This is a genomic window from Actinomadura sp. NPDC000600, from assembly GCF_040492135.1.
In the GTDB taxonomy this organism is placed as follows: Bacteria; Actinomycetota; Actinomycetes; order Streptosporangiales; family Streptosporangiaceae; genus Spirillospora.
Window position 1 is genome coordinate 40,267 of the sequence record NZ_JBEUPD010000034.1, and the last position, 13,737, is coordinate 54,003.

General features: G+C 72.6%; 12 protein-coding genes. 10 read left to right on the forward strand and 2 right to left on the reverse strand.

The genetic code is table 11. The features are described from left to right. Nucleotides 1–26 precede the first annotated feature (26 nt). From hypF to ABWI07_RS34870, 3 genes are all read left to right on the forward strand, one after another. Nucleotides 27–2,225 carry a carbamoyltransferase HypF gene (gene hypF, locus ABWI07_RS34860; protein WP_353821176.1) on the forward strand — a complete coding sequence of 733 codons (2,199 nt, stop codon included), beginning with the start codon at nucleotides 27–29 and terminating at the stop codon, nucleotides 2,223–2,225. A 61-nt stretch (nucleotides 2,226–2,286) separates the two neighbouring features. Then, entirely contained in the window at nucleotides 2,287–3,387 is a 1,101-nt protein-coding gene (locus ABWI07_RS34865; protein WP_353821177.1) for a beta-propeller domain-containing protein, read from the forward strand. Between the two features lie 58 nt (nucleotides 3,388–3,445). Beyond that, nucleotides 3,446–3,865: a MerR family transcriptional regulator gene (locus tag ABWI07_RS34870; protein ID WP_353821178.1), complete on the forward strand. Its 420-nt coding sequence runs from the start codon at nucleotides 3,446–3,448 to the stop codon at nucleotides 3,863–3,865. Between the two features lie 13 nt (nucleotides 3,866–3,878). Here ABWI07_RS34870 and ABWI07_RS34875 read toward each other — a convergent pair whose 3' ends face one another. Beyond that, nucleotides 3,879–4,280, reverse strand: a complete 402-nt coding sequence (locus ABWI07_RS34875; RefSeq protein ID WP_353821179.1) for a PPOX class F420-dependent oxidoreductase — start codon at nucleotides 4,278–4,280, stop codon at nucleotides 3,879–3,881. An 86-nt stretch (nucleotides 4,281–4,366) separates the two neighbouring features. Between ABWI07_RS34875 and ABWI07_RS34880 the strand changes: the two genes are divergently transcribed. The 7 genes from ABWI07_RS34880 to ABWI07_RS34910 all read left to right on the forward strand — a co-directional run bounded on the left by ABWI07_RS34880 (nucleotide 4,367) and on the right by ABWI07_RS34910 (nucleotide 12,183). Then, on the forward strand, nucleotides 4,367–6,079 hold the full coding sequence (locus ABWI07_RS34880; protein ID WP_353821180.1) for an MFS transporter: 1,713 nt from the start codon (nucleotides 4,367–4,369) through the stop codon (nucleotides 6,077–6,079). Nucleotides 6,080–6,176: 97 nt separating this feature from the next. Then, the gene (locus ABWI07_RS34885; RefSeq protein WP_149263229.1) at nucleotides 6,177–7,220 is read left to right on the forward strand and encodes a LacI family DNA-binding transcriptional regulator; all 1,044 of its coding nucleotides are present in this window, start codon (nucleotides 6,177–6,179) and stop codon (nucleotides 7,218–7,220) included. 45 nt (nucleotides 7,221–7,265) lie between these two features. Beyond that, entirely contained in the window at nucleotides 7,266–8,486 is a 1,221-nt protein-coding gene (locus tag ABWI07_RS34890) for an extracellular solute-binding protein (protein WP_353821181.1), read from the forward strand. Then, the gene (locus tag ABWI07_RS34895) at nucleotides 8,483–9,664 is read left to right on the forward strand and encodes an ABC transporter ATP-binding protein (RefSeq protein WP_353821182.1); all 1,182 of its coding nucleotides are present in this window, start codon (nucleotides 8,483–8,485) and stop codon (nucleotides 9,662–9,664) included. Before ABWI07_RS34890 ends, ABWI07_RS34895 begins: the two co-directional genes overlap by 4 nt. Continuing rightward, complete coding sequence (locus tag ABWI07_RS34900) at nucleotides 9,654–10,580, forward strand: ABC transporter permease (protein WP_353821183.1); 927 nt, start codon at nucleotides 9,654–9,656, stop codon at nucleotides 10,578–10,580. Before ABWI07_RS34895 ends, ABWI07_RS34900 begins: the two co-directional genes overlap by 11 nt. Then, nucleotides 10,577–11,431 carry an ABC transporter permease gene (locus ABWI07_RS34905; RefSeq protein WP_353821184.1) on the forward strand — a complete coding sequence of 285 codons (855 nt, stop codon included), beginning with the start codon at nucleotides 10,577–10,579 and terminating at the stop codon, nucleotides 11,429–11,431. Before ABWI07_RS34900 ends, ABWI07_RS34905 begins: the two co-directional genes overlap by 4 nt. Continuing rightward, complete coding sequence (locus ABWI07_RS34910; RefSeq protein WP_353821185.1) at nucleotides 11,428–12,183, forward strand: SDR family NAD(P)-dependent oxidoreductase; 756 nt, start codon at nucleotides 11,428–11,430, stop codon at nucleotides 12,181–12,183. The genes ABWI07_RS34905 and ABWI07_RS34910 overlap by 4 nt, the downstream gene beginning before the upstream one ends. 92 nt (nucleotides 12,184–12,275) lie before the next feature. Here ABWI07_RS34910 and ABWI07_RS34915 read toward each other — a convergent pair whose 3' ends face one another. Further along, the gene (locus ABWI07_RS34915) at nucleotides 12,276–13,385 is read right to left on the reverse strand and encodes a DUF2637 domain-containing protein (protein ID WP_149263235.1); all 1,110 of its coding nucleotides are present in this window, start codon (nucleotides 13,383–13,385) and stop codon (nucleotides 12,276–12,278) included. Nucleotides 13,386–13,737 lie beyond the last annotated feature (352 nt).

A 13,737-nucleotide genomic window follows, 5' to 3' on the forward strand; every position in this document is an offset into this window, starting at 1 on the left:
GGTGACCGGCGGGGCAGAATGACGGGGTGGACGTCAGGGTCGGTGTCCGCGTCGAGGGGGTCGTGCAGGGCGTCGGGTTCCGGCCGTTCGTGCACGGCCTCGCGACCGGCCTCGGGCTGTCGGGGCTCGTCGGCAACGACGCGGGCGGCGTGTTCATCGAGGTCGAGGGCGCTCCCGACGTGGTCGGGCGCTTCCTGGACGGGCTCCGCGCGCGCCCGCCGCGGCTCGCCGTCGTCGAGCGCGTCACCACCCGCGAACTGGACGCCGAGGGGCGCGGCGGCTTCGCCATCGTGGGCAGTGCCGCGTCGGGGGAGCGCCGCGCCCTCGTCTCCTGGGATTCGGCCACCTGCGACGCCTGCCTGCGCGAGATGCGCGATCCGGCGGACCGGCGCTACCGGTACCCGTTCATCAACTGCACCGACTGCGGGCCGCGCTTCACGATCGTCAAGGACGTCCCGTACGACCGCCCCAACACCACGATGGCGGGCTTCGCGATGTGCGGGCCGTGCGCCGCCGAGTACGCGGACCCTGCCGACCGCAGGTTCCACGCCCAGCCGGTGTGCTGCCCGTCCTGCGGCCCGTCCCTGGTCTCGCGTCCCCACGCCGACGAGCCCTTGGACGCCGCGCGTGCGGTGCTCGCGGACGGCGCCGTCCTCGCGGTCAAGGGACTCGGCGGCTACCACCTCGCGGCCAGGGCGGCGGACGCCGGCGCGGTCGCCGCGCTCCGCTCCCGCAAGCACCGCGAGGACAAGCCGTTCGCCGTGATGGTCCCCGACCTGGCCACGGCCCGGGCCCTCTGCGTCCTCTCGGAGGCGGAGGAGAGCCTGCTCACCGGGCCCCGGCGCCCGATCGTCCTGGCCCGCCGCCGCCCCGACGCAGACCTCGCCGACGCGGTCGCACCCGGCAACCGGCACCTCGGGCTCATGCTGCCCTACACCCCGCTGCACCACCTGCTCGTCACCGAGCCGACCGTCATGACCAGCGCGAACGTCTCGGACGAGCCCATCGCCTACCGTGACGAGGACGCCCTTGAGCGGCTCTCCGGCATCGCCGACGCCTTCCTCCTGCACGACCGGCCCATCCACACCCGCACCGACGACTCGGTGATGCGGACGTTCCGCGGGCGGCCGCTGCCCGTCCGCCGGTCGCGCGGGTACGCGCCGGAGCCGATCCCCGTCCCCGCGGGCCGCCCGGTGCTGGCGTGCGGCGCGGAGGCGAAGAACACGTTCTGCCTGACCCGCGACGGCCGCGCGTTCGTCTCCCACCACATCGGCGACCTGGAGAACCACGAGACGCTCCGCGCCTTCGAAGAGGGGATCGAGCACATCACGCGCCTGTTCGACATCGCCCCCGAACTCGTCGCCTACGACCCCCACCCGGAGTACCTGTCCACGAAGTACGCGCTCGACCAGGACCTGCCGGTGGTCGCCGTCCAGCACCACCACGCGCACATCGCGTCCTGCCTCGCCGACAACGGCGCGGACGGCCCGGTCATCGGCGTCGCGTTCGACGGCACGGGATACGGCGCCGACGGCACGCTGTGGGGCGGCGAGTTCCTGGTCGCCGACCTGTGCGGCTTCGAGCGCGCCGGGCATCTGGAACCGGTTCCGCTGCCGGGCGGCGCCGCCGCGATCCGGGAGCCGTGGCGCATGGCGGCGGCCTACGGGGTTCCGGACGACCTGCCGGTGGCCCGCCGCCCCGGCTGGGCGGCGGTGACGGCCATGGCCCGGCGGCGCGTCAACGCCCCGCCGACCTCCAGCATGGGCCGCCTTTTCGACGCGGTCGCCGCCGTCCTCGGCGTCCGCGACCGCGTCAACTACGAGGGACAAGCCGCCATTGAACTGGAGCAGCGCGCCGACACCGCCGAACGCGGCGCCTATCCGGCGGCCCTGAACGGCACCGCCGGTTTCACCGTCGCGGGCGCCGACCTCGTGGACGCGGTGGTGGCCGACCTCAAGGCGGGCGTCCCCGTCGCGACGATCGCCGCACGGTTCCACAACGGCGTGGCCGCCCTCACCGTCGCCGCGGCCATGCGCATCAGATCGGGGACCGGGATCGGCACGGTCGCCCTCTCTGGTGGGGTGTTCCAGAACATGCTCCTGCTCGACCGCGCCGTCTCGGGCCTCACCGATGCGGGCTTCAAGGTGCTGACCCACCACCGGGTCCCGCCCAACGACGGCGGCATCAGCCTCGGTCAGGCGGCCGTCGCCACCGCCCGCGGCTGATCGGCACCCGTTCGGCGCGAAACGCCGACGCGGCGCACCGACCACCGTGCATGATCATTACATGACGGACGAAGGCGACGAGTCACAGGAGCGCGCGCCGAGATCGTGGTTAATCCGGCGATGGGCGGGGCCGGCGGCACTGGCCGCGTCCGTCGCCGCGTCCATCGGCGCGGTCCACCTGTGGGCGCCCGGGCCGGTGGCGACCGGCGAGGACCGCGTGCCGCGCTTCATCGTCACGACCGGAGAGATCGGTACCTCCACCCAGGGAGCGCCGGTGCCGTGGATCCAGGTCGGAGCCCCAGGAGAGGCCATGAGACGGCCTGTGGACTCGGTGCCCGCCCCGCCCTCGGCCGGTGCGGCGCAGTCGATCATCGCGGGCCCGAAGGGAACGTTCGTGCTCTCCGCCTTCCGGGAGGAGACCTGCACGACCCGACTCTTCAGATTCCGCCTCTCCGTCGACGGCCAGGTGAAAGAACTCGCACCGCTCCCAGGAGGCACCGTCCCCACCCGTGTAGCGGGACTGGCGATGAGCCCGGACGGCGACCGGCTCGCCTACGCGACGGCCCCCTGCGCGGACGCGGCGCAGCCCCAGGCGGCGGTGACCGTCCTCGACGTCGCCTCGGGCCGCCGCCGGAACTGGAGCACCGCCGCCCCGTCCGTCGTCGGGGAGATCGTCTGGGCGCGCGACAACCGCAGACTCGGCTACACCATCGCCGACATGCGCACCTGGCCCCTCAGGGGCGGCAGCGGTCCCGGCTTCCCTCCCGAACGCAGAGTCGAGAACGTCACCGTGCACGCACTCGACACGGACGAGGGAGGATCCGACCTGCGGGCCGGCCGCGTCCTGTTCAGGCAGCCGGACGGCTCCGCGCCGGTCACCACCGCCGTCATGAACCCGGACGGGCGAAGGGGCTACGGCGTCATGAAGAGGGCCCGTCCCGCGAGCATGGTCTTCTTCTCCTTCACCGCCGGAAAGCCGATGAAGGTCACCGGGACCCTCGACCTCAAGCCGAACACCGGAGTCGGTGTCATCCTCTCCTCAGGCGGCGAACCCAGGTACGCCTGCCTCGGAGGCATCGACTCCTTCGGCAGGGTGGTCGACGGCGGCTTCAGGACGACGCAGGGAAGCGGCCTCGGCTGCTCGGTCGCCTATGCCTACTGATCGTTTCGGCGGCGGGCGCTCGGCGCCTTCGACTAACGTTGGCGGCACCATGGCCGAGGTGTCGTTGAGCATTGGGGAGCTGGCGCGCCGTACCGGTGTCGCCGCGTCCGCGCTGCGGTACTGGGAGGGGCAGGGGCTGCTTCCCGCGCCGGCCAGGGTGTCGGGGCAGCGGCGGTATCCGGAGGAGGCGGTCGCGAAGGTCGGGCTCATCCTCCTGCTGCGGGACGCCGGCTTCTCGCTCGCCGACCAGAAGGCGCTCCTGGCCTCGCGTGCCGGTGACATGCAGGAGTGGCGGCGGCTCGCCCGGCGCAAGCAGGCCGAACTCGACGAGCAGATCGCCAAGGCCCAGGCGGCTCGGGACGCCATCGAGCACGGCCTGCGCTGCTCCCACCCCGACTTCCGCGACTGCCCGAACGCGCGGAGCCTCGTCCAAGCTCGCCTGACCGGTCTGTCGCTCAGCGAGGCGCACAAGCACTGACCGCCGGGGAGCGTCAGAGGCTGCCGAGGACGCGGGTCGCGGTGATCTCTATGACGACGCGCTTCGGGTTCGGGCGCGGGGGCTTGTAGCGGGCGGTGTAGAGGTCTTCCGCGTGCGCCACGGAGGCCGGGTCGGTCCGCAGGACGGCGCGGCCCTCGACGGTCGACCAGCGGCGGCCGTCCACCTGCGTGACGGCGACGGGGAGGCCGTCGGCGCCGGCGGCGCGGACGTGGCGGGCCTTCGCCGAGGACGCGGAGGTGATCACGCGGACGGTGCCGCCGTCCAGCGTCGCGCCGACGGGGACCGAGTGCGGGGTGCCGTCCGGGCGGAGGGTGACGAGGGTGCACAGGTGGCGTTCCCGCCAGAAGGCGATGAGGCGCTCGTCGGTCACGTCCAGCCGGTGTCGTCCGTCCACCGGAGTAAGCCTATCCGCACTGGTCGGAATCGACGGGTTTATGATTAGTTAGCGGAAGAAACTATCTGAACCGGGGAGGATGCGGCGTGCCGTCCAAGCACTATCCGTGGATCGCGCTGAGCAACACGACGCTCGGCATGCTGCTGGCCACGGTCAACTCCTCGATCGTGATCATCTCGCTGCCGGCGATCTTCCGCGGCATCCATCTGAACCCCCTCGAACCGGGCAATGTCAGCTACCTGCTGTGGATGCTGATGAGCTACATGCTCGTCTCGGCGGTGCTGGTGGTGACGCTCGGGCGGCTCGGGGACATGTTCGGGCGCGTCCGGATGTACAACGCCGGGTTCGCGGTCTTCACGGTCGGGACGCTCGTGCTGGCGCTGGACCCGCTGCACGGGGGAGCCGGGGCGCTCTGGCTCATCGGCTGGCGGGTGTTCCAGGGGATCGGCGGCGCCATGCTGATGGCGAACTCGGCCGCGATCCTCACCGACGCGTTCCCCGCCCACCGGCGCGGCATGGCGATGGGCGTCAACCAGGTCGCGGGCATCGCCGGGACGTTCATCGGCCTGGTCGCCGGCGGGCTGCTGAGCGAGATCAACTGGCGGCTGGTGTTCTTCGCCTCGGCGCCCATCGGGATCATCGGGACGCTCTGGGCGTACCGGAGCCTGGTCGAGACCGCGAAGCGGGCGGTCGCCGCGAGGATCGACTGGCTCGGCAACGTGACGTTCGCGGTGGGGCTGACCGCGCTGCTCGCCGCGATCACCTACGGCATCCAGCCCTACGGCGGGCACGACATGGGCTGGACGAACCCGTGGGTGCTCACCGGGATGATCGGCGGCGCCGCCGTGCTCGCCCTGTTCTGCTGGATCGAGACCAGGGTCGAGCAGCCGATGTTCCACCTGCGCCTGTTCCGCATCCGGGCGTTCGCGGCCGGCAACCTGGCCGGGCTGCTCGCCGCGATCTCCCGCGGCGGGATGCAGTTCATGCTGATCATCTGGCTGCAGGGCATCTGGCTGCCGCTGCACGGCTACGACTACGAGGACACACCGCTGTGGGCGGGCATCTACCTGCTGCCGCTCACCGCGGGCTTCCTGGTCGCCGGGCCGATCTCGGGGCACCTGTCCGACCGGCACGGCGCCCGGGCGTTCGCCTCCGGCGGGCTGGTGCTGTCGGCGCTGGCGTTCGCGGGGCTGCTGGTGATCCCGACCGACTTCGGGTACCCGACCTTCGCGCTGCTGATCTTCCTCAACGGGATCGGCTCCGGGCTGTTCGCCGCCCCCAACACCACCGCGATCATGAACTCGGTCCCGGCGGACCAGCGCGGCGTGGCCTCCGGGATGCGCGCCACCTTCATGAACGCCGGCATGGTGCTGTCGATCGGCGTGTTCTTCTCGCTGATGATCGCGGGCCTGGCCGACACGCTGCCGAGGACGCTGACGCGGGGGCTGACCGAGCACGGCGTCCCGGCCGGGCCGGCCGCGCGGGTGGGCGAGCTGCCGCCGGTCGGCACGCTGTTCGCGGCGTTCCTCGGCTACAACCCCATCCAGAACCTGCTCGCCCCGTTCCACGTGCTCGGCCGGCTCGCGCCGGACGACGTGGCCACCCTCACCGGCCGCTCGTACTTCCCGCACCTGATCTCCGAGCCGTTCCACCACGGCCTGGTCATCGTGTTCGGCATGGCGATCGCGATGTCGCTGGTGGCGGCCGTGGTGTCGCTGCTGCGCGGAAGCCGGTACGTGCACGAGGACGACACCGCCGGCGAGCCCGCCCTGCAGAAGGCGGGCCGCGGCGCCGCCTGACCCGCCCTCCGACAGCCCCCGGCCCTCCCCGCCCGGCCGGGGGCTTTTCTCCGCCCGCTATTGACACTGTTCCGCAAACGTTTTCATAATCCACGGCATGGAGGGCAGCGGCACCGGCGCGGGCGGGACCGGCCGCCGGCGCGCCGGGGGCTCCCGGGCCTCGATCCGGGCCGTGGCGAACCTCGCCGGGGTGTCGCCCTCCACCGTGTCGCGCGCACTGAACAGCCCCGAGCTCGTCAACGCCGAGACCCGGCGGCGCGTGCTCGAATGCGCCGAACGGCTGGGCTACCAGCCGAACCGGGCGGCGCAGTCGCTGGTCCTCGGGCGGACCCGCAACGTCGGGCTGATCGTCCCCGACATCGCCAACCCGTTCTTCGCGCCGTTCATCAAGGGCGTCGAGGCCTACTTCCGGGACACCGAGTACGCGGTGTTCCTGGCCGACACCGACGAGGACGCGGCGACGGAGGTCAGGCTGGCCGAGGCCATGGTCGAGCGGGTGGACGGGCTGATCCTGTGCGCCCCGCGCATGACCGGGGCCCGGCTGCGCGCCGTCGCCGCCAGGACCGCCGTGGTCCTGGCGAACCGGACCAGCCGGGTTGCGCCGTCGGTCCTGCTGGACTTCCGGCCCGGCATGGAACAGGCGGTCGCGCACGTCCACGCGCTCGGCCACCGCCGCTGCGCGTACCTGGCAGGCCCCGCCAACTCCTGGTCCAACCGGCAGCGGCGCAGGTTCCTCGGCGCCGCCTGCGCGGAGCGCGGCATCGAGCTGGTGGACCTCGGCCCGTACGAGCCGCGCTTCACCGGCGGGTACCGGGCGGCGGACGAGGTGCTCGCCGCCGGCGCCACCGCCGTGTTCGCCTACAACGACCTGGTCGCGCTCGGCGTGCTGTCCCGGCTGGCGGCGCGCGGCGTACCGGTGCCCGGCGAGCTCAGCATCGTCGGGTTCGACGACGTCCCGATGGCGTCGATGACCAATCCGCCGCTCACCAGCGTGGCGATGCCCGTCAACGCGCTGTCGCGGGCGGCGGCCGCCACCATGCACTCGATGCTCGACTCCGGGGCGCCGAAGGCGCCGCCCCTGCCGCCGGCCGCGGAGCTGGCGACCCGACTGCTGATCAGAGGCACCACCGGGCCGGCGTGACCCCGCCCGGCCCGTAGGACCCCCCGTCCTGCCTGGAGGACCCCCATGAGAACTCCTCGGTCCGCACTCCTCACCCTCGCCACCGCCGCCGGCCTGCTGCTGACCGCCTGCGGGGCGCCCGACGCGGGCGGCAAGGCCGCCTCCGAGCCCGCCGCCTCCGACGTCCGCCTCCCGTCCAAGCCCGTCACCCTCAACATCATCGACGTCGCCGGAAACCTCCAGCTCACCCAGCAGATCTTCGAGAACTACAAGAAGGAGCACCCGGATCTCCTCGGCAGGATCACCTACACCAAGGCCACCGCGCCCGAGCTGGCCGGCAAGGTCAAGGCGCAGCAGGACGCCGGACGCCTCGACATCGACCTCGTGCTGACCGGCACGGACGGCCTCTCGGCCGGCCTGGAGCAGAACCTTTGGGTCGACCTCGTCGGGAAGTACTCCGCCAAGCTGCCGGACCTGAAAGCGCAGTACCTGGAGCCCGCCTCCCGGATGCAGGACCTCGCGCAGGGGCGCGGCGTCGTCGTGACCTACTACCCGTCAGGCCCCCTGCTGGAGTACGACCCGAAGAAGGTCCCGGACCCGCCGAAGACGGCCGAGGAACTGCTGGCCTGGGCGAAGGCGCACCCGAACAAGCTGGAGTACGCCCGCCCGTCCAACTCCGGCCCCGGACGGACCTGGCTCATGGGCCTGCCCTACATCCTCAAGGACTCCGACCCCAAGGACCCCGCGAACGGCTGGTCCAAGACCTGGACGTACCTGAAGGACCTCGACCGGTACATCGAGTACTACCCGACCGGCACCACGCAGACGATGAAGGAACTGGGCGAAGGCACCCGCGACATCATCCTCAGCACCACCGGCTGGGACATCAACCCGCGCGTCCTCGGCCAGGTGCCGAAGGACGTGCGGATCCAGCCGCTGGACGGGTTCACCTGGGTCACCGACGCCCACTACATGGTCGTCCCGAAGGGCGTGTCCGGCGAGAAGCTCGCCGTCCTGCTCGACCTCATGAAGTTCGCGCTCCAGCCGAAGCAGCAGGCGATCACCTATGACAAGGGCTACTTCTACCCGGGCCCGGCTGTGAAGGGCGTGACGCTCGACATGGCCCCGCCCGAGAGCCAGAAGGCGATCAAGGAATACGGCCGCCCGGAGTACGACGCGCTCATCGCCGGCCACCCCACGGCCCCGCCGCTCGACGCCAAGGCGCTCGTCGCCGCGTTCGACCGCTGGGACCGCGAGGTCGGCGGGCAGAAGGTCAAGAAGTCATGACGGCGGGCACCGCGGCGGACAGGGACGCGCGGGCCGGCTTCGGGCGCCTCCGGCTGGACGGCGTCACGCGGCGGTTCGGGAGGACGACCGCGCTGAGCGGGTTCGACCTGCGGATCGAGGGCGGCGAGTTCATCGCGCTGCTCGGGCCGTCCGGCTGCGGGAAGTCGACCGCGCTGAACTGCCTGGCCGGGCTCCTGCCGCTGTCCGGCGGCGCGATCTGGCTCGACGACGAGCGCATCGACGCGCTGCCGCCCGAGCGGCGCGGGTTCGGGATGGTGTTCCAGAACTACGCGCTGTTCCCGCACCTGTCCGTCCGCAAGAACGTGGCGTTCGGGCTCTCGGTGCGGCGCGTCGGCAAGGCGGAGACCGTGCGGCGGGTGGACGAGGCCCTGCGCACCGTCGAGCTGACCGAGCACGCGGACAAGCTGCCCGGGCAGCTGTCGGGCGGCCAGCAGCAGCGCGTCGCGATCGCCCGCGCGATCGTGCTCCGGCCGAGGCTCGTGCTGATGGACGAGCCGCTGTCCAACCTGGACGCCAAGCTCCGCGTGCAGATGCGCACCGAGATCCGGCGCATCCACCAGGACCTCGGGCTGACCACCGTGTACGTGACGCACGACCAGGAGGAGGCGCTCGCGCTCGCCGACCGGGTCGTGGTCCTGCGGTCGGGGAAGGTGGAGCAGATCGGCACCCCCGAGGAGGTCTACACCCACCCGGTCAGCACCTACATCGCCGGGTTCATGGGCTACCGGAACCTGCTGGAGCTGCCGGTCCTGGCGTCCGGCGACGGGAGGGTCCGGCTCGGCGGCGGCGACGGCCCGACCCTGACCGGCCGGAGCCGGCAGCCGATCGCCGGGCCGCGCGCGGTGGCGGCCGTCCGGCCGGAGGACTTCCGGGTCGCGGGGCCGCCCGGCACCGCGACCGGCGAGAACCTCGTGACCGTCAGGGTCGAGGTGTCGGAGTTCCACGGGCGCGAGGTCGCCGCCGAGGGCGTGACCGACGGCGGACGCGTCATCCACTTCCGGTCGCCGGAACGGGTCGCGCCCGGCGAGCGGGTCGCGCTGACCGTCCCGCCCGAACGCGTGCTCGTGTTCGGGGAGAGCGTGCGGGAGGCGGCGGAGGCGCTCGACGGGCCCACCGCCGAGGCCCTCGGCGGGACGGGGGTCCGCGATGGCGGTTGAGGCCCCCGCCCGCGCCGGGACGCGCACACCAGGGCGCGGCCGCCTGCGGCACCGGCTCGCCGAGCGCGGCGTCGACCGGGTGCTGCTCCTGCTGCTGCCCGCCGTGCTCGTCGTCGGGCTGCTGTTCCTCTACCCGATGCTGTACGGGGTGGGGCTGTCGCTCCAGCCGAAGAACGGCGGCGGGCCGTTCGGCAACTACGCCGACTTCTTCCGAGACCCCTACCAGCGCGGCACCATCTGGAAGACGCTCAAGCTCGCGCTGCCCGCCGCGCTGATCAACGTCGGTGCGTCGGTGCCGATCGCCTACCGGCTGCGCGGGGCGTTCCGCGGCCGGCGGGTGCTGACGGCCCTGCTCGTCCTGCCGGTGACGCTCGGCACGGTCCTGGTCGCGGACGGCCTGCTGCGCTACCTCGGCCCCAAGGGATGGTTCAACCGGGTCCTGCTCGACCTCGGCGTCGTGGACGAGCCCGTCCGGCTCGTCTACAACTACTGGGGCGTGCTGTTCTCACTGCTCATCACCGGGTTCCCGTTCGCGTTCCTGCTGGTGCTGGCCTACATGTCCGGGATCGACCCGACGCTGGAGCGGGCGGCGGCCACGCTCGGCGCCGGGCCCTGGCAGCGGATGCGGCGGATCGTGCTGCCTCTCCTCGCGCCGGGGCTCGCGACGACGTTCGTGCTCGCGTTCGTGCTGGCGTTCTCGGTGTTCCCGTCCGCGAACCTCGTCGGCGAGCCGGCGGGGGAGACGCGGGTCATGGCGATCGCGGCCTACCAGGCGGCGTTCGAGAAGTACGACTACTCGATGGCCTCCACCATCGCCGTGCTGATGGGCGTGTTCGAACTGCTCGTCATCGCGGCCACGCTGCTGCTGCGCGGCCGCCTCTACACCGGGCCCGCGACGGGAGGTAAGGGATCATGACCGCCGGCACGCGCCCCCGCGGGCTGCGCAGAGGCAGGCTGAGCGGCTGGACCGTCTGGCTCTGCGTCGCGTTCTTCCTGGTGAACCTGGCCGCCCTGATCCTGTCGGTGGTCGTGAACTCGTTCGGCACCCGGTGGTTCGCCGGGTGGCTGCCGCAGGGCTTCACCGGCGCGTGGTACTCCGACGCGTGGGCGGAGTTCGCGCTCGGCGAGGTGCTGACCGCGACCCTGGAGATCACGCTGATCGTGGTGGCGCTGTCGCTGCTGGTCGGGGTCCCCGCCGGGTACGCGCTGGCGCGGCGCGACTTCCCCGGCAAGCGGATCGTGATGGTCCTGCTGCTGCTCCCGGTGGTGCTCCCGCCGATCACCTACGGGATCCCGCTCGCGACCGTGCTCTACAAGGTGCATCTGGCGGGGACGATGACGGGTGTGGTCGCCGCGAACCTCGTCCCGGCGCTGCCGTTCGTCGTCCTGGTGATGACGCCGTTCGTGGAGCAGATCGACGCGAACGTGGAGTCGGCGGCGCGGATGTGCGGCGCCCGCACCCGGCAGGTGTTCGCACGGGTGCTGGTGCCGCTCCTGCTGCCGGGGATCCTCGCGGCCGGGATCCTGGTGCTCGTGCGGACCGTCGCCATGTTCGAGCTGACGTTCCTGGTGGCGGACGCCGACAGCCAGACGCTGGTCGTCGCGCTCTACAGCGCGGCGTTCACGCCCGGGATCCGCGCGGCCCAGGCCATCGACGCGATGGCCGTGATCTACATGGCGCTGTCGGCGGTGCTGCTGGTCATCGCCCTGGTGTTCGTCAACCCGACGCAGATCGTCGCGCAGGTGAGGGAGGCTCCGGCGGAATGAGCGCTGTCCGGTTCGACTGCACGGGGGAGCGGGTGCTGGTCACCGGCGCGGCGGGGCTGATCGGCCGCGCGCTGGTGCGGCGCTTCGCGGGCGCGGGCGCCGACGTCCTCGCCGTGGACGTGGACGCCGACGGCCTCAAGCTCTACCGCGGCGATCCGCGGGTCGCGACGATGGCCGGCGACCTCGCCCGCGAGGACGTCGCCGACGCCGTCTTCGCCAGGGTCCTGGAGGACGGCGGCCTGGACGTGCTCGTCAACAACGCGGCGATGACCGGGGTGCGCACCCCGTTCATCGACATCGACGCCGCCGTGTGGGACGCCGTGATGGCCGCGAACCTGCGCTCGGCGTACCTGCTGTCGGTGCGGGCGGTCCGCCACTGGCGGGACGCCGGGCGCGGCGGGACGATCGTGAGCCTGTCCTCGCCGGGCGGGTCCCGCGCGCACGAGAACCAGAGCGCCTACGACGTGACCAAGGCGGGGATCGAGGCGCTCAGCCGGGCGATCGCGGTGGAGCTGGGCGGCCTCGGCATCCGCGCGAACTGCATCGCGCCCGCCAGCGTCGGCGAGGAGGTCCGGCCCGCGACCGACATCCCGGCCGGACGCACCACCGCGCCGGAGGAGGTCGCGGACGCGGCCCTGTTCCTGGCGTCCCCGGCGGCGGCGCGGCTCAACGGGCACGTCCTGCGCGTGGACGGCGGCCTGCACGCGCGGCTGCGGACCGGCCCGCCCCAGGAGCGGCACGGCGATTCCTAGTCCGGCCCGAGGCGGCGCGTCCTGGGAGACGGCGCGGCCCGGTCGCCCGCGGTGGCGGGCGGCCGGGCCGTGACGCGCGGAAGGGCGCGGGGTCAGACGCGCCAGGACTGGACGAGCGCGTCCAGCGTCGCCTGGTCGTAGACGATGCCCTGGGCGTTCAGCTCCTGGGCGACCAGTTCGCCGTCGCCGTGATGCTTGGCCAGCAGCCGGTACACCGCGTACGGGAACCAGTGGTTGTCGCTGATCCGCTGGATCTCGGTCTCGTCGCAGCGGTAGCCCTGGGCCCGGACCTCGGCGAGCGTCGCGGCGACGTCCCCGTGGCGGCGCTCCAGGATGTCGATGACGAGGGACCGCAGGTTCTCAGGCGAGGGCCCGGCGGGCGCCTCCTCCTCGGCGGTGGTGCCGTAGGAGCTGCGTCCGTTGAGGCTGCCGCGCGACGCGGCGCTGACCACGGCCAGCTCGGGCTCCGGCTCGGGGGCCGGGGCGGGCGCGGGCTCGGGCGCCTTCGGGGCGGCGGGGGCCGCGGCCGGAGCCGAGGCGGCCGGGGCCTGGGCGGGCTCCGCCGCGGGCGCGGCCTTGGCCTCGGCCCGGCCCGAGGTCCCGGACTCGATGGCCTTGCCGGAGTACCCGGGGACCTGGATCTGCGGGAACGGGCCGGTGTTGCGCAGCGGCATCAGCGTGATCTGGTTCAGCGTGACCGGCCCGGCGATCGCGCGCGTCTGCGGCTCGGGCTGCTTGGTCTCCTCCTCCTCGGTCTTCTGCGACACGTACCGGTGCAGCGTCCGCAGCAGGACGAACAGGCCGAGCATCGACACGATCGGCGGGACCGCCGCCGTCGCCTGGAAGGAGAAGGTCTTGTGGCCGACGTGGCCGACGTTGAAGATGAGGCTGGCCGTCCAGCCCGCGAGGGCGATGGTCAGCGGCAGGCAGAAGTCGAGCCAGCTCATCAGGGCCCGGCGCTTGATGACGAAGGCGTCGATCGCCAGCAGGAAGAGCCCGAGCTCGCCGACGATGATGAACAGGTCGACCAGCAGGGGGAACGACTCGGCCTTCCAGCCCCGGAGGCCGTGTTCCAGGGCCCAGTGGTAGAGACCGGCATAGGACTGGGCGAAGCCACCGGCGGTGGCGGTCAGGACCGCGGCCGCCATGAAGGCGATGGCCCCCCACCGTGTGATGACCTGTGCCCGGTTGGCAGCGCTCATGCGGCGTGTGCTCCCAGATTCCTTACACAACCAAAAGTGATCGGTGGGAGACTATCCATTCCTTTGCCGTTTCGCGGCCGATTCGCATCACGTCTCGGTCCCGTTCCCCGGCGAATCGGCGGAGGCGCCTGGATAGGACCGCCGGGAGACGCCGCAGGACACCGCAGGCGAGGGCCATGCAGTGACGGCGGGGAACTCCGCCGCGACAAAGCGGGAGCCCCCGCAGTATCAGACGCGGGAGCCCCCGCAGCGTCACATGCGGGAGCCCCCGCAGCGTCACATGCGGGAGCCCCCGCCGAGGCGCGCCGGTGCCTTGGCGGGGGCGGGATTCCGCGGGAGCGGTGACGGAATC